This is a genomic window from Clostridium sp. AF27-2AA (assembly GCF_003478505.1).
In the GTDB taxonomy this organism is placed as follows: Bacteria; Bacillota; Clostridia; order Lachnospirales; family Lachnospiraceae; genus Brotaphodocola.
The window spans coordinates 25,157-44,526 of sequence record NZ_QUFI01000001.1; the positions used below are offsets into that span (position 1 = coordinate 25,157).

General features: G+C 50.0%; 16 protein-coding genes and 1 tRNA gene. 14 read left to right on the top strand and 3 right to left on the bottom strand.

Annotated features, from left to right (window positions below; translation table 11 throughout):
- The first annotated feature begins 8 nt into the window (after positions 1–8).
- The 5 genes from DWY84_RS00130 (at position 9) to DWY84_RS00150 (ending at position 2,829) form a co-directional block, all read left to right on the top strand.
- A complete protein-coding gene (locus DWY84_RS00130) occupies positions 9–353 on the top strand; it encodes a hypothetical protein (RefSeq protein WP_118529804.1) in 345 nt (114 codons plus the stop codon).
- Entirely contained in the window at positions 337–834 is a 498-nt protein-coding gene (locus tag DWY84_RS00135) for a DUF4860 domain-containing protein (protein WP_347560732.1), read from the top strand. The genes DWY84_RS00130 and DWY84_RS00135 overlap by 17 nt, the downstream gene beginning before the upstream one ends.
- Positions 831–1,229: a hypothetical protein gene (locus DWY84_RS00140; RefSeq protein WP_118529806.1), complete on the top strand. Its 399-nt coding sequence runs from the start codon at positions 831–833 to the stop codon at positions 1,227–1,229. The genes DWY84_RS00135 and DWY84_RS00140 overlap by 4 nt, the downstream gene beginning before the upstream one ends.
- A 92-nt stretch (positions 1,230–1,321) precedes the next feature.
- Positions 1,322–1,747 carry a hypothetical protein gene (locus DWY84_RS00145; protein ID WP_178716426.1) on the top strand — a complete coding sequence of 142 codons (426 nt, stop codon included), beginning with the start codon at positions 1,322–1,324 and terminating at the stop codon, positions 1,745–1,747.
- A 17-nt stretch (positions 1,748–1,764) separates the two neighbouring features.
- A complete protein-coding gene (locus tag DWY84_RS00150) occupies positions 1,765–2,829 on the top strand; it encodes a PilT/PilU family type 4a pilus ATPase (protein ID WP_118529808.1) in 1,065 nt (354 codons plus the stop codon).
- 171 nt (positions 2,830–3,000) lie between these two features.
- Here the strand turns inward: DWY84_RS00150 and DWY84_RS00155 are convergent, their stop codons facing one another.
- Positions 3,001–3,969, bottom strand: coding sequence for a DUF4397 domain-containing protein (locus DWY84_RS00155; protein ID WP_178716427.1), 969 nt, complete (start codon positions 3,967–3,969; stop codon positions 3,001–3,003).
- Positions 3,970–4,125: 156 nt separating this feature from the next.
- Here DWY84_RS00155 and DWY84_RS00160 point away from each other — a divergent pair, with 156 nt between their 5' ends.
- The 5 genes from DWY84_RS00160 to DWY84_RS00180 all read left to right on the top strand — a co-directional run bounded on the left by DWY84_RS00160 (position 4,126) and on the right by DWY84_RS00180 (position 12,948).
- Positions 4,126–4,974 (top strand): MBL fold metallo-hydrolase, encoded by an 849-nt coding sequence (locus DWY84_RS00160; RefSeq protein WP_178716428.1) that lies wholly within the window; start codon positions 4,126–4,128, stop codon positions 4,972–4,974.
- 69 nt (positions 4,975–5,043) lie between these two features.
- Entirely contained in the window at positions 5,044–6,540 is a 1,497-nt protein-coding gene (locus DWY84_RS00165; RefSeq protein WP_118529814.1) for an HD domain-containing phosphohydrolase, read from the top strand.
- 196 nt (positions 6,541–6,736) lie between these two features.
- Positions 6,737–10,081, top strand: a complete 3,345-nt coding sequence (locus DWY84_RS00170; RefSeq protein ID WP_178716429.1) for a FecR domain-containing protein — start codon at positions 6,737–6,739, stop codon at positions 10,079–10,081.
- Positions 10,078–11,031, top strand: coding sequence for a hypothetical protein (locus DWY84_RS00175; protein ID WP_118529818.1), 954 nt, complete (start codon positions 10,078–10,080; stop codon positions 11,029–11,031). The genes DWY84_RS00170 and DWY84_RS00175 overlap by 4 nt, the downstream gene beginning before the upstream one ends.
- Positions 11,032–11,097: 66 nt before the next feature.
- On the top strand, positions 11,098–12,948 hold the full coding sequence (locus DWY84_RS00180; RefSeq protein WP_118529820.1) for an adenylate/guanylate cyclase domain-containing protein: 1,851 nt from the start codon (positions 11,098–11,100) through the stop codon (positions 12,946–12,948).
- Positions 12,949–13,061: 113 nt separating this feature from the next.
- Here DWY84_RS00180 and DWY84_RS00185 read toward each other — a convergent pair.
- A tRNA-Thr gene (locus DWY84_RS00185) sits at positions 13,062–13,134 on the bottom strand.
- Positions 13,135–13,308: 174 nt separating this feature from the next.
- Between DWY84_RS00185 and DWY84_RS00190 the strand changes: the two genes are divergently transcribed.
- Together DWY84_RS00190 and DWY84_RS00195 are read left to right on the top strand one after the other, a co-directional pair.
- A complete protein-coding gene (locus DWY84_RS00190; RefSeq protein ID WP_118529822.1) occupies positions 13,309–15,006 on the top strand; it encodes a glutamine--tRNA ligase/YqeY domain fusion protein in 1,698 nt (565 codons plus the stop codon).
- A gap of 23 nt (positions 15,007–15,029) precedes the next feature.
- Positions 15,030–16,430, top strand: coding sequence for a PLP-dependent aminotransferase family protein (locus DWY84_RS00195; RefSeq protein WP_118529824.1), 1,401 nt, complete (start codon positions 15,030–15,032; stop codon positions 16,428–16,430).
- Between the two features lie 71 nt (positions 16,431–16,501).
- Here DWY84_RS00195 and DWY84_RS00200 read toward each other — a convergent pair whose 3' ends face one another.
- A complete protein-coding gene (locus DWY84_RS00200) occupies positions 16,502–17,029 on the bottom strand; it encodes a hypothetical protein (RefSeq protein ID WP_118529826.1) in 528 nt (175 codons plus the stop codon).
- A 251-nt stretch (positions 17,030–17,280) separates the two neighbouring features.
- Here DWY84_RS00200 and DWY84_RS00205 point away from each other — a divergent pair, with 251 nt between their 5' ends.
- Together DWY84_RS00205 and groL are read left to right on the top strand one after the other, a co-directional pair.
- On the top strand, positions 17,281–17,565 hold the full coding sequence (locus tag DWY84_RS00205; RefSeq protein ID WP_118529828.1) for a co-chaperone GroES: 285 nt from the start codon (positions 17,281–17,283) through the stop codon (positions 17,563–17,565).
- A gap of 39 nt (positions 17,566–17,604) precedes the next feature.
- Positions 17,605–19,227: a chaperonin GroEL gene (gene groL, locus DWY84_RS00210; protein ID WP_118529830.1), complete on the top strand. Its 1,623-nt coding sequence runs from the start codon at positions 17,605–17,607 to the stop codon at positions 19,225–19,227.
- Positions 19,228–19,370 lie beyond the last annotated feature (143 nt).

The following is a 19,370-nucleotide window of genomic DNA, read 5'->3' on the forward strand; positions in this document are numbered from 1 at the left end:
GGATTAACATGAAAAAGAAATGGGATAAGCGGTTCCTGGCCGGATGTTTTGCCTCTGTGATTGTCTTCGGCGCGGTCATGGGCCTGTTTGTGAATGGCGTATTTTCCTTTCTGGGCCGGGCAAAATCGGAGGGCTCTGATACCCTGATCAAGGCGATCCGTCAGGCTTCTGTACAGTGTTACACGATTGAAGGACGTTATCCGCCGAGCGTGGAATATCTGGAGGAGCATTATGGAATCCAGATCGACCGGGAGCGCTACAACGTGTTCTACAGCGGTTTTGCTTCCAATATCATGCCGGATATCACCGTGATCCCTGCTAAAGGAGGTGAAGACAGTGAATGGCAGCCGTAATCGGAATGACGGGCAGACCATGAGTGTGCTTTTTACCATGCTGCTGTTTCTGGTCTTCATTATGTGTGCGCTGTTTACGGTGCTTGCAGGCAGCAAGGTATACGAAAATATCAGCAGCCGCATGGATCAGACCTACACAGGCAGTGTGGCACTCCAGTATGTGGCCAACAAAGTACGCCAGGGGGATGCGGATAAGGCAGTGGCTGTAAGGACGGAAGACGGACAGCCGGTTCTTGAAATCCGTGAAAGCATAGAGGGCGGTGATTACATTACCTGGATCTACTATTATGAAGGCAGTATCCGGGAACTATTTACCTATGAAGACAACGGGCTTGGACTGGCGGACGGACTTGAGATCCTCGAGTGCGATGGCCTTACGATCACGCAGGAAGGCCAGCTACTTCATGTGACAACGCTTGGGACAGGGGGCGGAAGCCTGACGCTGTCGCTGCGCAGTGGAAGGACGGTGACAGGGCAATGAACAGACGAAGTGGTTCCGGCTCCGGCATTTTCCTGATGGAAATGATGGTAGTCGTATTTTTCTTTATGCTCTGCGCATCTACCTGCATTCTTGCATTTGCGAAATCAGACCGGATGAGCCGTCTTGCCTGGGAGCGTGACCATGCTGTCAGTGCGGCACAGTCGGAGGCAGAGCTCTGGAAGCTTTCAGATGAGTGCGCGGATGGAAAACAGGACCGCTACTGGAATGCAGACTGGGAAGAGACAGAAGACCCTGCTGCGGCGGTCTATACGGGTGTCCTGACAGAGTCCGTGCAGGATACCGGCATGCAAAATCTTCAGATCGTGATCCGGGAAGCCGGAGAACGCGGAGAAGAACTGTTTGTGCTGGAAACAGCGAAATATGTGAGACCATAGCCCGGCGGACGGATCCTGTCAAATGAGAAAAAACAGGAACCGGGCCAGACAGCAGGCGGAGGATCACAGGAAACATCCGGAGGATGAGACAGATGGCAAAACAGGAAATCAGAAGAAAAGCGAATATCGGAAGCTCCAGTCTGATCCTGATCTTTATTGTGCTTTGCCTGGTGACATTCAGTGTATTGTCCCTTGGCAACGCAAAGCGGGAGGATGCACTTTCCCGCAGAAGCGCAGATTCGGTGCAGGAATACTACCGCGCGGATGCGGCGGGAGAGGCATTTTTGCAGCTGGCAGACCAGGCGCTCTTGAAGGGCGACAAAGACAGTCTTATGCCATATCTGCAGAGTGCTTCCGGTACCTATTGTACCGATGTGCCCATGAATGCAGGTCAGGCGCTCCGGGTAGAGCTGGCGCTGGACTGGGAACAGAAAACGTATCAGGTGCTTTCCTGGAAGGTATATCACCAGGAAGACTATGAGATCGATCAGTCCATTCCGGTATGGAGTGGCAATTAAAGCAGGAGGGAGTGCCTATGTTTACAGAAGATGTACTGCGCAATGCAGTAGAACAGGGCGCGGCAGATATATTCCTGATCCCAGGCATGCCGCTTTCCTGGAAGGTGGGCGGAAAGATTATTTATCAGAGTGACGAAAAGATATTTCCGAAAGAAATTGAAGAGATGGTGTGTGAAATCTACGCACTGGCAAATAACCGCAGCATGGATCATGTCGTGGAATGCGGTGATGACGACTTTGCAATGGCACTTCCGGGCGTTTCCCGTTTCCGTGTCAATGTATTCCGCCAGAGAGGTTCACTGGCAGCTATTATCCGTGTGATCACATTCGACCTGCCGGATTTCCGCAATCTGAACATCCCTCAGGTGGTGATCGATATTTCCCGTATGACGAAGGGCTTTGTTCTGGTAACGGGACCTGCGGGAAGCGGTAAAAGTACCACGCTGGCCTGTATCATTGACCAGATCAATAAGACACGCAACGCGCATGTGATCACGCTGGAGGATCCGATCGAGTACCTGCACCGGCACAATCAGAGTGTTGTTACCCAGCGAGAAATCGGGCTGGATACCGAGAGTTATGTGACAGGCCTGCGCGCGGCACTGCGTCAGGCACCGGATGTCATTTTAGTTGGTGAGATGCGTGATGAGGAAACCATCAAGACAGCACTGACGGCAGCAGAGACCGGACATCTGGTCATCTCCACCCTGCATACGGTGGGTGCCGCCAATACCATTGACCGTATCATCGACAGCTTCCCGCCGGCACAGCAGGAACAGGTGCGGGCACAGCTTTCCATGGTCATGCAGGCCGTGGTTTCCCAGCAGCTGATTCCGAAGGTGGAGGGCGGTGTGGCCCCGGCATTCGAGGTCATGTTTTTCAACAACGCGATCCGCAACCTGATCCGTGAGTCCAAGATCCACCAGATCGACAACATCATTGCCACCTCCCAGGAGGAAGGCATGATCACCATGGACAACAGCATCATTAAGTTGTTCCGGGAAGGAAAGATCAGTAAGGAAAATGCCATCATCTACAGCAGCAATGGAGAGCTGATGGAGAAGAAGCTGGCAAGACTGTAAAAAGAAATAGAGAATCAGAGGGCACCGCCCGGTCAGTTACTGGCCGGGCGGTGCCCCTTTGATTCTCATCCGTATGGCAATTTCCGGTATATCAGAATACAGACAAAAAATGCAACGAATAAATGTAAATAGTCACATTTTTTGCAACGAATAAATGTAATTATTCAAAAATCAGGAATCCTCTACGGTCAGCAGCCGCAGACCGGTATCGGACCAGGTGTTCCCGATCAGATAAGAGGTATAATTCTGGCCGGCTGCAATTTCAATCTGTGCGGAGAGCAGTGCTTCTGCCTGATTGTTTCCGGTAATGGTGCCGGAGCTGTTCAGACCAATCACGATGATCGGAATCTCGCGCAGGAGGGAGTAATTGCCTGAACTTGTTACGTAGAACTGGTAGGTACCGGCCATAGCCTGCTTGTATGGGGTGACGGTCTGGAAGGCCACGTTCCGGAATATGGTTTCGCCGCCGTAAAGCAGCAGATCATACCGGGAGCCACTGTAGGTCATGTTGGCAAAGCGGTAGCAGCCGGTATTGTAGGCACGGGTATTACAGCCAGTGTCAGAAATCTGGACCATTTCCAGACCGCCGGAGGCAGAATCTACCAGAACCATAGTTACCTTTTTGCCAGCGGTAAACGGAAAGTTCTGCCGAAGAAGCACGGAACGCATGCCGGAGGCACGGCGAACGATAACCGTATGGAAACCATCCGAGATCCAGTCATAGTTCGAGATGGTGCCGAAGCGGGAATTGATGGCATACGCAGTACCATCAATGGTGATGTTGACGGCAAAGTTGTTGGTGGAGGCATTTAAGAACCGCACCTGGCCGTAATAACGCGGGGAAATTGCGGGGTTAGTGGGAGTAAGAGGCAGGAAGCTGTTGCCCCAGCTGTTTCCAGGATGTCCCCAGTGGTTATTGCCGTTGCTGCCCCAGTCCCAGTTTCCGCCGATGGCTCCGGTGGTGCTGTTTCCCGGATAGACCGGTCCGCCCTCACCGGGATCCGGCAGCGGAGCCACAGGGATATTTGCCGCATCGTCTGGATAGACTGCCTTTTCCTCTTCTAGCTCCGGAAGCGGAGCCGCTGCATCGTTGTCACTTATATCAGAAGTTCCGTTGTAATGTGTATCATTTTCAGCCATATTGCGCCTCATTGCTTTTTACTGTACTGTATGAAACGGCAGGCCCCACGGTGCCGGAAAATATAAAGTTTTCGGGCTTCCATTGGGACGGATCATGGATTATAATGAAAGAATATGGATGGAAAGCCGGTATGGAAGGCAGAAGGGAGAATGGATATGGGACTTCAGGTGAGAGTCTGGGGAGTTCGCGGGTCCGGGCCGGAATGTGGTCCGGAATATCAGGAATATGGGGGAAATACCTCCTGCGTGACAGTCCATACAAAAGACAAAACGGTGATCCTGGATGCAGGAACCGGGATCGGAAATTTTGACCGGAGCTTTAAGCGGCAGATGGATGGAAAGCGCGGACGTCTGGATCTTCTGCTCAGTCATTTCCATATGGATCATCTGATGGGGCTGTATGGCTGTTCCTTCCTTTTTGATCCGCAGATGGAAGTCCATATTTATGGGGAACGTTTTGGAGAGAAAGGTCTGAAGGAATGCCTCTGCCAGATGTTTGGACCGCCTTACTGGCCGCTTCCGTTAGATCAGCTTCCGGCTCTGGTCCGGTTTCATGAAATTCAGCCGGGAGATGTATTTTTGCTTGAGGATCAGATCCGGGTGCAGACACTACGCGGCGTACATCCGGGCGGAAGCATCTTATACCGGCTGGAGGAGGCAACGCAGGAGTCTGAGCCAGCCAGCGTCGTGTACGGGCTTGACTGCGAGCTGACCGATGCGATGCTTCCGAAGCTGAAAGAGTTTGCCGGAGCCTGTGGCCTGCTGATCTGTGATGCCTGTTATACGGAGGAGGAGCTTATGTTCAGGCAGGGATGGGGACACGGTTCCATCGAACGGTGTCGGAAGCTGCGTCAGGCGAGCGGAGCGCAGCAGGCACTTTTCATGCATTATGAACGGAGCTATCAGGACGCGTTTCTGCGAGAGCAGGAGAAAATGTCACTGGCGCAGGACCCAGCCTGTCTGTTTGCGCGGGAAGGCATGGCTCTCAAAGTACATGGACAATGACGGCAGATAATAGAAAGACGAAAATACGGTTTGGAGAAAGCCTGAACTGAAAATCGGGAGGAGCTACCTATGACACAAAAGGAAATGCAAAGTATTCTGGAGATCGGCACAGCCATTTCTTCGGAAAAGGATTATAACCGACTGCTGGAGATGATCTTAAACCGGATCATGGAACTGCCCCATGCTGATGCCGGAACGCTTTATCTGGCAGACGGGGATGTGCTGCGCTTCAAAATCATGCGCAACAATACCATGCACACCTATGAGGGAGGAGATGGAAAGGAACCAAATCTTCCTCCGGTTAAGCTGAGCAGGGAAAATGTCTGTGCCATGAGTTATCTGGAAAACAGGACGGTCTGCATTGAAAATGTGCGGACTTCCACGGAGTACGATTTCTCCGGTCCGGTCCGTTATGATGCCATGACCGGATATCACACCCAGTCCATGCTGGTAGTTCCCATGCACAACCGGCAGGGAGAGCGCCTAGGCGTGATCCAGCTCATCAACGCTATGGATGCAGCGGGGGATGTCTGCGCATTTCCGGCCGATATCATCCCGGCGGTGGAATCCGTAGCCTCCCAGGCAGCCATTACCATTCAGAATGTTCTTTATATTGAGAATATCAAGGAACTGTTCGAGTCCTTCGTACGTGTCATGTCCTCCGCGGTTGATGAAAGAACCCCTTACAATGCCAGCCATACACGCCACATGGTGGAATACGGACGTCATTTTATTGATTATCTCAATGGAAAGGCAAAGGAGGCCGGGCAGCCGCTGTTGTTCAACACAGCCCATAAACACGAACTTCTGATGAGCGTATGGCTGCATGATATTGGAAAGCTGGTCATCCCGCTGGAGGTTATGAACAAGGATGCGCGGCTTCTGCCAGAGCAGAAAACCGCAATCCTGCACCGTTTTGAGAAAATCCGCCTGCTGATCCAGATTGCTAGCCTGAAGGGAGAAATTTCTGTGGAAACCATGCAGGAACGCGAGGAGGAGCTGCAGAAAGCTCAGGAAACCATTCTTCGCGCCAATACAGCAGGCTTTTGTCCGGATGATCTTCGGGAAGAAGTCTGCCGGATTCATGAAAAGACCTATATGGAAGAAGATGGCAGCGAGAAGCCATGGCTGGAGGAAGAAGAGTTCCAGATGCTCATGATCCGCAGGGGAACCTTGTCAGAAGAAGAACGGGCCGTTATGGAAAGCCATGTAGTAATTACGGATAAACTGCTTTCTGAAATCCGGTTTTCCAAAGAACTGTCCCATGTGCGTGAATGGGCAGCCAGTCATCATGAACTCCTGAACGGAAGCGGTTACCCGAAGCATCTGACGGCAGACCAGATCCCCATGGAGGTGCGTATTATCACCATTCTGGATATATTTGATGCCCTGGTGGCAGATGACAGGCCGTATAAACCGGGAATGCCGGTGGAGAAAGCACTGAATATTCTGGATAGCATGGCCAATAAGGAAGGAAAGCTTGATCCAGAGCTGACCCGGCTTTTTGTGGAGAGCCGGTGCTGGGAAAAGGTGCAAAATCAGAAAAAATCCTCTCCGGAAGCATAAAAACCGTAAAATTCAATGGGAAATATAAAATGGCGTTACGCAAAAAAAGAAACTGTAATTTGAATTTGCCGTTATTATGTAGTAAAATAAATGCAGGAGCGGAAGGCGGATGATGCCGGACGCAAAAAATAAGAAAACTTGTAGTTGACAATCCTTTGCCGACTATGAGTTTTCTGCGTACATGGGGGGAAAAGGAATGGATAAAAGCCTTGTAAACAAAGCACGGCGGATCCTGGCATCTGTACTCATTACGGCCCTATGCGTCTGCAATATGGCAGTGCCGGCATTTGCGGAAGAAGCCGTTGCAGCATCGTTTCGCCTGTATCAGACCGAGGGGACGGTGACGGTGCAGAATCAGAACGGAAAAGAAATGACAGCCATGCAGGATATGAAGCTGTTCAACGGCTATCAGGTCAGCACGGAGCAGAAGAGCTACGCCTGGTTTGAGGCCGACAGCACCAAGCTGTTTAAGATGGACGCGGTCAGCAATCTGGAGGTCCGCAAGAAGGGAAAACAGTCGGAGCTTCTTCTGAATTCGGGCAACCTGTTTTTCAATGTGACAGAGCACTTGCAGGATGATGAAGTGCTGAACATCCGCACCTCATCCATGGTAGTCGGCATTCGCGGAACATCCGGCTGGGTAAAGGTTATTGACCAGTATCACACCATCCTGTACATGCTGGATGGAAGTGTGGAGGCCAGCGTGACCGATCCGGTCAGCGACCAGCGAAAATCCATCACCCTGCGCGGCGGCCAGCGGGCAGAATTCTGGATCTATGATAAAAACAAAGAAGGCGACAAATGCGATATCATTGTAAGACAGTATGGCGAAGAGGAAATTGATGGCTTTGTAGCTGTAGAACTGAAAAAGGATCCGCAGCTTCAGGATCGCATTCGTGGTGGCGGCTCCGGAGCAGGAGGCAGTGACGGTGGCGGCACAGGTGCCGGATTTGATCTGGTTTCCACGATCGCAAAGGCCGAAGAACGTCTGAAGCAGGATCAGGAAGAGGTGGCAAGAAAGCTGGAAGAAATCAAGAAGCAGCTTGCCGGCCTGGCCCATAAAGTGGATGTAGATCCGGTATTTTCGAATAATACAAGCAAAGACGATTCCGGGTCCGACGGGGGGGCATCTGGTGGTTCTGCAACAACGCCGGAAGAAAGTATAGCTGACCCGACCACCCTGACTATGCCGGTAACCGATGATACAGTCCATGATTATCTGAACAATAAAAATGTCAGCGTCATTTTGCAGCCGGGAAGCAATGCATCCGATAATGTTTTGACAGTAGATTCCGGACTGACCGTGCCGTCAGGAAAATCTCTGACAGCAGGAAATGGCATTTCTGCTGATGTACAGAATGGACAGACGTTACAGGTAAACGGTCACATGGAGATGGAAGGAAACCTGACTAACGCGGGTACTGTGAATAATACCAGTGCGAATACGCTGCAGATTGGCGGAGATTTAAACAATGATGGTACATTGGATAATAGTACCGGGCGGCTGATTATAAAGGGGACATTTTCAAATAGTGGCGAGCTAATAAATGGCAATATTATAGAAAACAGCAACGCAGTAAAGAATGTAGGAATTTTTAACATGAATGGCGGTACTGTAGGTAATGTTGAAGAAGATGCGGGGGAAATTGTATTAAAAGATGGAAAAGTAGGAGATATTACCCTTACTGGCGGAGTACTTGAAATGCAAGGTGGTGAAGGTGGTAAACTTAGCATGTCTGGTGCTTCAATAGTTGTACACTCGGCTGGAAAGATTTCACAAGTTGAAATGACGAATGGTCAATATCAATTGAATGGAGGTTATGTCTTAAACGGAATTAAACAAAGCAATACAGCAGAAATACAATTATCCAGTGGACAGGTTGAAGCTGGAACTTCAGAGGTTTCAATAGAAATGGAAGGGGAAAGTGTCGCATATGTTGATTATGTGAATACAAAGATTATATCAAAACGTCCAGGGCGGTTTATAGATCATTTGGAAAAGTCACAAGTATGGTTGAAAAGTGAACCGGATGCTGAGCCGATTTTTTGCGATGGAAATGTATATAGTAAATCCGAGGGTAATATGTTTTCTCTTGCTGGAGCTGGGCTGAGTTTGGAAGAGTACTTGGAAACGGAAGAACAGGTTCCGGAGATTTTGACACTAATGAGTAGTAATTATGCGTGGCCGGAAAACACAAAAGAGATTACAGTTCATGGAGAAAAAACAGTCGAATTAAATGGAACGAAGGTTACATTAGCAGTTAAGCAGCAAGATAAGACTATCAATATTCCAGATGGCGCTTCACTTACTATGCAGTATACAACCAATAATGGAAGTAGCTGTGAAATTGATTATGGTCAATTTAATGTTGAAGAAAATGGTACATTAAAAATGTCTGGAGTAAGAGCCAGCAATCTGCGACCTATACGGTTGGGTGGAAATGTCGAACTAAAAAATTCTACCATTGCTTTTTCAACGAGTGCTGGCAATGTTAACGAGAAAAATTATGCATTTCAAGTGATACCGAGTGATTCTGCATTTATAAAGGCAGAAAAGACTCATTTTTCGCTTCCTGTAAAGCAAGACGATGAAAGTGGAGTGTTAGCGAAGCTGTTAAAGGGCGCAAACTTAACAATGGAGGGGATTGAGTTCAGTAAAAATGCCAATTTAATATCTGCGGAAGACGGATTTAATTTGACATTAAACAATTGCGAGCTGGAATCAACAAAGAACTCAGTTATAGAGATAAAAAATTTTAATGGGAACTGCGAAATTAATTATGAGAAAACAAATTATTTGAGTTCAAACAGTTCCACATGTGGCGCTATTTCTATAAGGGAAGCAATCTACAATTCAAACTTTTTAAACATATATCCAGAGAATGCAACTAACATTAAGGGTGAAGGAACGGTGATACGCCAGAAATACGAACATGGATTTGGAGAATACTTTGAAGGAGGAGCAAATAGTAATTTCCAAGAAAAGGATGGGTGGTACTATTTGCTTCCAGATGAAAATATGACTCCTCTTCCTCCCAATGTAACCCCTCTACCTCAGCAGTTGGATATTCCTCTTCGTCCTGTTGTTGATGAAATCGTAGATTCCTCTCTTCTTGCCACTAAGAATGATGCGGACATCATAGATGAAGACTTTGGTTATGAGGAAGAAGAGGATGAGGAGAATCTGAAGGCAACTCCAAACAATGCGACTTGGAGCAATGATGAGATTGTTGACGAAGATGAACCCTACCAGGATTCAGATGATGATGAAGATGACGATGAGCCCCGGAACATCCCTGTAAAATCAGTAACCCCGGCTATTCCATCTACTTTACCGGAAGATACTGTCACGTCGGAAGAAGACCCAGATCCGAAGAAAGACGAGAACACAGACGCAAACAATCCGGAACAGGAAGAAAATCAGAATGGTGATCGGGATTCAGGCCCGGAAGAAGAACCGGAATCGGAGAAAGAAAAGGCGAATCTGCTCCACACAGAGCCTTCCAATGTACCGGACCAGAGAGAGGAGGAAGAGTCATGAAATTACAGAAACGAATCTTAACCTTTGCGGCAGCAGCTATGCTGGCGCTGTCCATGGCCCTTCCCTGTGCGGCAGCGGAGAGTGCCATGGACACCCTCTGCGCACCGTCCGGGATCACTTCCATGCCGGATGGCTCCTTCCTGGTGACAGACACCTACAATAAGGTGGTCTGGCGTGTGGAGGGCCGCACCAGTACCGTGTACGGTGGTGTGGCAACGGTGGGGGACCTTTACGGTCAGCCCATCGGCGGCTATAACGACAGTGCCTTGAATGACAGCTATTTCAAGGAACCGTGGGCGGTAGCACCATTCCTGGATGGCTATGCCGTATCCGATGCTGCCAACAATGTGGTGCGTTTCATCGCTCACGATAAAAACAAGGTTCAGACGGCAACCGGCCAGCGTGCCAAGGGCTCCATGAACGGTTATGGAATCGAGGCAACCTTCAATCGTCCGACTGGTCTTGCAACGGATGAGGCAGGAAACCTGTATATTGCAGACACCGGAAACAACCGCATCCGTAAACTGACCAATATCGGAACCATTACGACGTATCTGGAAAATTTAAATGAGCCGACCGGTCTTTGCTGGAAGAACGGAAGCCTGTATATCTGCGAGTCCGGCGCAAACCGTATTCTCCGGGCGGAGAATGGTTCTGTGACAGTCGTTGCCGGAAGCGGGGGTGAAGCACTGGCAGATGGCAGTGCGGAGCAGGCGCAGTTTCATAATCCGCAGGGTGTCACAGTGGCGGATGACGGCATCATTTATGTATCGGATACCGGAAACAATGCAGTGAGAAAGATCCAGAATGGTGTGGTCTCCACGATCGCGGTGTGTGACCAGAATGCCATGGATCCGAGCCCGGTAGCACCGGTGGGACTTATGGTAAAGGGAGACCGGCTTTATGTCTGCGATAACTTTTCCAGAGCGGTTCTGACTTACCCAAGGTAAGCGGATCTGGGGACTCAGAGTATGATCGGGAATACAGATGATCAAAAACAGGATTGGTAGATACAAATGAAAATAAGAAAAGCAGAACGAAAACAGGTTCTGTGCGCGGTGGCTGCGGCGGCTTTGCTGACCGCAGCCGCTGTGTCTGGTGTGTTAAACCGTGCGGACCAGACGGCGGCAGATGCCTGGTATCAGAAACCATCGGCTTCTGAAGGAAATATTGTACTGGTCGGGATTGACCAGAAGGCACTGGAGGATATTGGCCCGTTCCAGAACTGGGGACGCGACACCATGGCCATGGTGATCGAGGCACTGAATGAGTCTGAGGACTGTCATCCGGCAGTGATCGCGGTTGATGTACTGTATGCGGGAGAAACCGATCCGGAAAAGGATGCCTGGCTGGCAGATGCGGCGGGAAAGTACCGCAATGTCGTGACAGCCTGCGCGGCAGAGTTTGGATCAGAATTTCACATCCAGGAAAATGGAAAGACCTCCTGGAATGATTTTGCGGTGACAGCCTTTGATGAGCCGTACCCGGAACTGAAGGAAGGAACCGCGCAGGGACATATCAATGCCATGCTGGATGCAGACGGAATTCTGCGTCACAGTCTCTGGTCGGTGACGCCGCCTGACAATACCGAGGTGCCTTCCCTGGCGGCAGTAACGGCGGCAAAGTATCTGGCATACCAGAGTGGAACAGAAGAGCAGACGGCAGATCTGGATATGGTGAAACGTTATCTGATGGAGCCTCCCACAGATGCCCGTGGCTTCTGGTATCTGCCCTTTACTGGACTTCCCGGAGATTACAGTGAATCCATCTCGGTGTCAGATATCCTGTCCGGAGCTGTTCCGGCAGATTATTTCGCGGACCGCATTGTGCTGATCGGACCCTATGCGGCTGGTCTTCAGGACAGCTATCCGACTGCGATCGACCATGCGCAGCCCATGTATGGCGTGGAATATCAGGCCAATGTCATCGAAACATTGCTGCAGGAAAATTATAAAAAGGAAGCAGCAGACAGCTGGCAGTATCTGGCACTGTTCCTGGTTACAGGAGCATTTGGCCTGTGGATGTGGAAGCGGAAAATGGTTCCGGCTACTCTTGGCTGGCTGGTGGTAGGCGGAGGCTGGATGCTTCTTGCCAGACTGGCCTACGGGCATGGCCTGGTTCTGCGGCTGCTCTGGATACCACTGGGAACAACCATCGTTTATGTGGCAGGCATTGCCTTCAATTATATTACCGCGGCACTGGAAAAACGCCGGGTGACCAGTACCTTTAAAAAGTATGTGGCACCGCAGATCGTGCAGGAGATTCTGGACAGTGGAAATCCGGAAGCGCTGATGGTAGGCGGAAGAGTGGTGAACATTGCAGTGCTGTTCGTGGATATCCGCGGATTTACTACCATGTCCGAGAAACTGTCACCTTCCGAGGTGGTGGAAATCTTAAACCAGTATCTGACCCTGATCGCGGACTGCATCATGCGAAATGGCGGTACGCTGGATAAATTCATTGGTGACGCGGCTATGGCCTTCTGGGGAGCGCCGCTCCCGCAGGAGGATTATGTGATGAAAGCCGTCCGGGCAGCAGAAGATATGCGCCAGGGCTCCGATGAACTCTCCAAAGTTCTCATGGAAAAATACGGAAGAACCGTATCCTTCGGCATTGGCGTGCATGTAGGAGACGCGGTGGTCGGAAATATCGGTTCTCCGCAGCGCATGGATTACACGGCCATCGGAGATACGGTCAATACCTCGGCACGTCTGGAGGCCAATGCCCCGGCCCGCACGATTTTCATATCCCGCGAGGTAGCAGACTGCCTGGAAGGACGCATCCGTGTAACATCACTGGGAACCAGTATTAAGCTGAAGGGAAAATCAGATATGGAGATTCTCACGATGGATGAGATTCTGGAATAGGGAAGAGAAAAAGGCTCTTATGCAAAAAGATTTTATAAAAATCAGCATAAGAGCCTTTTTTAGAAACAAAAAAGCCGAAAATCTTTGACTTCAAAGATCTTCGGCTTTATGAAAGCTGCTGACGGGAATCGGACCCGTGACCTCCGCACTACCAATGCGACGCTCTACCGACTGAGCCACAGCAGCGAACCTCGTATAATATAGCATGGGGTTCTACAAATGTCAACACTATTTTTAAAAAAAGTTTAAAAAAATTTGGAAGCCATTTACCCCCTTTCCCATTTAAAGGAAATGTGTTATCATAAGTTATTATCATGCGGCGTGCAGAAGGCAGCCGCAAACAGTATGGAGGACTTCACGATGGAAAAAGAAAAAGAAGTTTTAGAGACAGCGGAAGAGAAAGAAGTTGTTTCCAAGAACTTTATTGAGCAGGAGATCGATAAAGATCTGGCTGAGGGTGTTTACGATCACGTTCAGACCCGTTTCCCGCCGGAGCCGAACGGTTACCTGCATATCGGACATGCTAAGTCCATTTTATTAAACTACGGTCTTGCCCAGAAATACGGCGGCAAGTTCAACTTAAGATTTGATGATACCAACCCGACGAAAGAGAAGACGGAGTTCGTTGAGTCTATTATGGCCGATGTAAAGTGGCTGGGTGCAGATTTTGAGGACAGACTGTTCTTTGCTTCCAACTACTTCCAGCAGATGTACGAGTGCGCGGTTCTTCTTATAAAGAAGGGAAAAGCTTTCGTTTGTGACCTGACTGCGGATCAGATCCGGGAATATCGCGGTGATTTCACCACACCGGGCAAGGAAAGCCCGTACCGCAACCGCAGCATCGAGGAGAACTTAAAGCTCTTCGAGGAGATGAAAGAGGGCAAGTATCAGGATGGTGAGAAGGTGCTTCGTGCCAAGATTGACATGGCTTCCCCGAACATCAACATGAGAGACCCGGTTATCTACCGTGTGGCACGCATGACTCATCACAACACCGGTGACGCATGGTGCATTTATCCGATGTATGACTTCGCGCATCCGATCGAGGACGCGATTGAGCATATTACCCATTCCATCTGTACCCTGGAGTTTGAGGATCACCGTCCGCTGTACGACTGGGTGGTACGCGAGTGTGAGTTTGAGAATCCGCCGCGCCAGATTGAGTTTGCAAAGCTGTACCTGACCAACGTCATCACCGGTAAGCGTTACATCAAGAAGCTGGTAGAAGACGGCATCGTAGACGGCTGGGATGATCCGCGTCTGGTTTCCATTGCTGCGCTGCGCAGACGTGGCTATACCCCGGAGGCTATTCGCAAGTTTGTAGATCTGGTTGGCGTATCCAAGGCAAACAGTTCTGTTGACTATGCGATGCTGGAGTACTGCATCCGTGAGGACTTAAAGTTAAAGAAAGCCCGCATGATGGCAATCCTGGATCCGGTGAAGCTGGTCATCGACAACTATCCGGAAGGCCAGACCGAGCTGCTGGAGGTTCCGAACAACCTGGAGAATCCAGAGCTTGGATCCCGTATGGTTCCGTTTGGCAGAGAGCTTTACATTGAGCGCGAGGATTTCATGGAGGAGCCGCCGCGCAAATACTTCCGTCTGTTCCCGGGCAACGAGGTTCGTCTTATGAGCGCTTACTTTGTAACCTGCACCGGTTTTGAAAAGGACGAGAACGGCAATGTGACCGTAGTACACGCTACCTACGACCCGGCTACCAAGAGCGGTTCCGGTTTCTGTGAGCGCAAGGTAAAGGGCACCATCCACTGGGTTGCGGCCGAGACCGCAAAGCAGGTTGAGGTCCGCCTGTATGAGAACATTGTAGACGAGGAGAAGGGCAAGTTAAACGAGGACGGAAGCCTCAACTTAAACCCGAATTCCCTTACCATCTTAAAGAACTGCTATGTAGAGCCTGCTCTTGCAGAGGCTGAGGCTTACGACAGCTTCCAGTTTGTGCGCAACGGTTTCTTCTGCGCGGACTGCAAGGACAGCAAGCCGGGCGAGCCGGTATTTAACCGGATCGTTTCCTTAAAGAGCTCCTTTAAGATTCAGAAATAACGATCAGATTAGGGGATGAGCTGATGGAACTTTTGATTCCGCTTGATTCCCGGTCGAAAAAACCACTGTATGAACAGATATACTCCCATATCTGCGCGGAGATCCGAAGCGGTGCCTTAAAAGCGGGTGACCGTCTTCCCTCCACGCGGGTACTGGCGGAGCATTTGAAAGTTAGCCGCAGCACAACGCAGATGGCCTATGACCAGCTGCTGGCCGAGGGATATATGGAATCCCGGCCGTGCCGCGGTTATTTTGTCAGTCATCTGGATGAGTTAGTGGAGACCGGGCCGTCCGGTGCCGAGGAGATGGAGACAACCGCGGAGCCGGATGCGGGGTGGCGTGTGGATTTCTCTCCGCGTGGTATTGATCTGGACAGCTTTCCGTATCATGTGTGGCGGAAGCTGAGCCGTAACACCCTTGTCGATGATAATAAAGAAATGTTTCATTCCGGAAATCATCAGGGGGAACCCGGACTTCGGGAAGCAATCCGCAGCTACCTGCATTCGGCCCGTGGGGTAAACTGCAGTCCGGAGCAGATCATTGTGGGAGCAGGAAGTGAGTATCTGCTGATGCTGCTGTCCCAGATTTTAGAAGGGAAGCATGTCATAGCCATGGAGAATCCTACCTACAAGCAGGCATACCGGGTCTTCCGGAGTCTGGACTATGAGGTTTGTCCGGTGGAGATGGACGCAAATGGCATGGAGCCGGAGCTTCTGACCCGGAGTGGGGCGAATGTGGCTTATGTGATGCCTTCCCACCAGTTCCCAACGGGAGTTGTCATGCCTGTGGGACGGCGCCAGGAATTGTTAAAGTGGGCCGTGGAAGCGCCGGACCGTTACATTATAGAAGACGATTACGACAGTGAATTCCGGTATCGCGGAAAACCAATTCCGGCCCTGCAGGGCATGGACCGGAGCGGACGGGTCATTTATCTTGGAACGTTTTCCAAGTGCATTGCGCCGGCCATTCGTGTCAGTTATCTGGTTCTGCCCACACATTTATTGCTGCGCTACCGCAGCCAGACTTCCTTCTATGCCTCCACCGTATCCCGCATTGATCAGAATATTCTGTATCAGTTTCTGGCGGGCGGGTATTTTGAGCGGCATTTAAACCGGATGCGTGCGGTTTACAAGACGAAACATGATCTTTTACTGGAACAGATCGAGCCTTTGCGGGAACGGTTTGAAATCCGTGGGGAACACGCAGGTATTCACATTTTGCTGACTTCCAGACAAGGAGAGTCAGAGGAGCAGCTGATTCAGAAAGCGGAAGAAGCTGGTGTGAAGGTGTATGGTCTGAGCAGTTACTTCATACATCCACAGCACAATCACCGTCCGGCTACGGTGGTGCTGGGATATGCAAGCCTGAGTGAAGAACAGATTGTGGAAGGAATACGCCTTCTTATGGAATGCTGGGGCGCATAAAAGGAAAAGAAGCAGAACCCGGAGTTTGCGAAAACTCTGTGCTCTGCTTCTTTTCCTTGATAAGTTATTGTTTACGCTTCCGTATCTTCACTGACGGTGGTAGTGGAAGCGTCCGCCAGCTTTTCGGCGGTCTCTTCCATAGCGTCAGATACGGTTTCTGCTGCGTTTTCGATGGCGTCCTCTGTTTTGATCACAGCGTCCTCTACAGCGCTCTCTGCTTTTTCTACAGTATCTTCCGCGACAACGGTGGCTTTCTGGGCACTGTCTTTTGCGACACTGACTGCCTCGCGGGTGTTGTCTGCCACAATGGCAGCGGCATCCTTTACCATATTCTTCGCAGCGCTGGCTGCATCCTTTGCGGCGTTCATCATGTCGCCTGCAGCTACCAGGAACTCGTCCTTATCTGCATGAAGGGAAACATAGTTGCGGCTCATGGTGCTGTCCGGCACCTCGGTGTCGTCCTCATCTTCAAAATCGTGGAAGTCTTCATCCAGCTCCTTATTAAAAGACCGGTATTTCGTCAGGTAAGAAATGCCGGCTGCAGCAGCACCTGCGATGGTTAAGAGGGCTGCCAGTTTTCCAAAAGCTTTTTTTGCCATACCCCTGTACTCCTTTCTTTGAATATGCGTTGCAGGTTCATTTTCAAGCCGTTACGAATATTCTTTATAAAAGTAATTCTAATACGAAGAGAGTAAAAAAGAAAGTGGGAAGTTATAAAAATTAGATAAAATTAGCACTCAACACTTGACAGTGCTAACAACTCGTGCTATAAATGGTAATGTACATCAGAAAGGGGATAATTCAGAGGCCCCATGAAAGAAAAAAGATTCGATGTAAGGAGGAGTTATCCATGAAATTAGTACCGTTATTTGATCGGGTTGTATTAAAACAGCTTGTAGCAGAGGAGACTACCAAATCTGGTATCGTGCTTCCGGGCCAGGCAAAAGAGAAACCGCAGCAGGCAGAGGTAGTAGCAGTAGGTCCTGGCGGTGTAGTTGACGGCAAAGAGATCACCATGCAGGTAAAACCGGGTGATAAGGTTATCTACTCCAAGTACTCCGGAACCGAAGTAGAGGTTGAGGACGAGAAATATGTAGTCGTAAAACAGAATGACATTCTGGCAGTAATCGAGTAATACATCGTATATATCATAGAAACTGGAGGAATTTGAATCATGGCAAAGCAGATTAAATATGGCGTAGAAGCCAGAAAAGCCCTGGAAGCAGGCGTAAATCAGTTAGCAGACACTGTTCGTGTAACCCTTGGACCGAAAGGAAGAAACGTTGTTCTTGATAAGTCCTTCGGAGCTCCGCTCATCACCAACGATGGTGTGACCATCGCGAAAGAGATCGAGCTGGAGGATCCGTTTGAGAACATGGGCGCACAGCTGGTAAAAGAAGTAGCAACCAAGACCAACGATGTAGCTGGTGATGGTACCACCACCGCAACGGTTCTGGCACAGGCTATGATCAACGAAGGCATGAAGAACCTGGCAGCAGGCGCTAACCCGATCGTATTAAGAAAGGGTATGAAGAAGGCAACTGAGGCTGCTGTTGAGGCTATCGCAAAGATGAGCCAGCCGATTTCCGGCCGTGAGAGCATCGCGCGTGTCGCATCCATTTCCGCAGCAGACGATGAGGTCGGCGAGATGGTAGCAGACGCTATGGAGAAGGTTTCCAAAGACGGCGTTATCACCATCGAGGAGTCCAAGACCATGAAGACTGAGCTTGACCTGGTAGAAGGTATGCAGTTCGACCGTGGCTATGTATCCGCTTACATGTGCACCGATATGGATAAGATGGAAGCAAATCTGGATGATCCGTACATCCTCATTACCGATAAGAAGATTTCCAATATCCAGGAGATCCTTCCGGTTCTGGAGCAGATTGTACAGTCCGGTTCCAAGCTGCTGATCGTAGCAGAGGATATCGAGGGCGAGGCTCTGACCACCCTGATCGTTAACAAGTTAAGAGGAACCTTCACCGTTGTTGGTGTTAAGGCACCTGGCTACGGCGATAGAAGAAAAGAAATGTTAAAGGATCTGGCTATCCTGACCGGCGGTACCGTAATTTCCGAGGAGCTTGGCCTGGAACTGAAGGATACCACTATGGAGCAGCTTGGCCGTGCGAAATCCGTTAAAGTACAGAAGGAGAACACCATCATCGTTGACGGCTGCGGCAACAAGGATGAGATTGCAGCAAGAGTTGCGCAGATCCGTGCTCAGATCGCAGAGACCACTTCTGAGTTCGATAAAGAAAAACTGCAGGAGCGTCTTGCAAAGCTGGCAGGTGGTGTAGCTGTTATCCGTGTCGGCGCTGCAACCGAGACTGAGATGAAAGAAGCAAAACTCCGTATGGAGGATGCTCTGTCTGCAGCAAGAGCAGCAGTAGAGGAAGGTATCATTGCAGGAGGCGGTTCCGCATATGTACATGTAACTCAGGAGATCAAGTCTGTAGTAGACGCTCTTGAGGGCGATGAGAAGACCGGCGGCAAGATCATTCTGAAAGCTCTGGAGGCTCCGCTGTTCCACATCTCCGCAAACGCAGGTCTGGAAGGCTCTGTTATCATCAACAAGGTAAAAGAGTCTCCGGTAGGCTATGGCTTTGATGCGTACAAAGAAGAGTATGTAGACATGATCAAGGCTGGTATCCTTGACCCGGCTAAGGTAACCAGAAGCGCACTGCAGAACGCGACCAGCGTAGCATCCACCCTTCTGACCACCGAGTCCGTAGTAGCGAACATCAAAGAAGAGACTCCGGCAATGCCAGCAGGTGCCGGCATGGGCGGAATGATGTAAGACGCAAAAATAAGTAATATTTTAAAGAGGAATGGTTCTGTTGGAGCCGTTCCTCTTTTTCCTTTCAATAGTATTTGACAAGCGGACAGATTTTTGCTACAATATGCAATTAATAAGTCCAATAGATTCAATGACGTTGAAAT

What these genes read in the sequence shown, in the direction of transcription:
- DWY84_RS00140 (WP_118529806.1), top strand. Translation starts at nt 831, where the DNA reads ATGAACAGACGAAGTGGTTCCGGCTCCGGCATTTTCCTGATGGAAATG.
- DWY84_RS00190 (WP_118529822.1), top strand. Translation starts at nt 13,309, where the DNA reads ATGGAAAAAGAAAAAGAAGTTTTAGAGACAGCGGAAGAGAAAGAAGTT.
- DWY84_RS00175 (WP_118529818.1), top strand. Translation starts at nt 10,078, where the DNA reads ATGAAATTACAGAAACGAATCTTAACCTTTGCGGCAGCAGCTATGCTG.
- DWY84_RS00145 (WP_178716426.1), top strand. Translation starts at nt 1,322, where the DNA reads ATGGCAAAACAGGAAATCAGAAGAAAAGCGAATATCGGAAGCTCCAGT.
- DWY84_RS00180 (WP_118529820.1), top strand. Translation starts at nt 11,098, where the DNA reads ATGAAAATAAGAAAAGCAGAACGAAAACAGGTTCTGTGCGCGGTGGCT.
- DWY84_RS00195 (WP_118529824.1), top strand. Translation starts at nt 15,030, where the DNA reads ATGGAACTTTTGATTCCGCTTGATTCCCGGTCGAAAAAACCACTGTAT.
- DWY84_RS00165 (WP_118529814.1), top strand. Translation starts at nt 5,044, where the DNA reads ATGACACAAAAGGAAATGCAAAGTATTCTGGAGATCGGCACAGCCATT.
- DWY84_RS00160 (WP_178716428.1), top strand. Translation starts at nt 4,126, where the DNA reads ATGGGACTTCAGGTGAGAGTCTGGGGAGTTCGCGGGTCCGGGCCGGAA.
- groL (WP_118529830.1), top strand. Translation starts at nt 17,605, where the DNA reads ATGGCAAAGCAGATTAAATATGGCGTAGAAGCCAGAAAAGCCCTGGAA.
- DWY84_RS00170 (WP_178716429.1), top strand. Translation starts at nt 6,737, where the DNA reads ATGGATAAAAGCCTTGTAAACAAAGCACGGCGGATCCTGGCATCTGTA.
- DWY84_RS00155 (WP_178716427.1), bottom strand. Translation starts at nt 3,969, where the DNA reads ATGGCTGAAAATGATACACATTACAACGGAACTTCTGATATAAGTGAC.
- DWY84_RS00150 (WP_118529808.1), top strand. Translation starts at nt 1,765, where the DNA reads ATGTTTACAGAAGATGTACTGCGCAATGCAGTAGAACAGGGCGCGGCA.
- DWY84_RS00200 (WP_118529826.1), bottom strand. Translation starts at nt 17,029, where the DNA reads ATGGCAAAAAAAGCTTTTGGAAAACTGGCAGCCCTCTTAACCATCGCA.
- DWY84_RS00205 (WP_118529828.1), top strand. Translation starts at nt 17,281, where the DNA reads ATGAAATTAGTACCGTTATTTGATCGGGTTGTATTAAAACAGCTTGTA.
- DWY84_RS00130 (WP_118529804.1), top strand. Translation starts at nt 9, where the DNA reads ATGAAAAAGAAATGGGATAAGCGGTTCCTGGCCGGATGTTTTGCCTCT.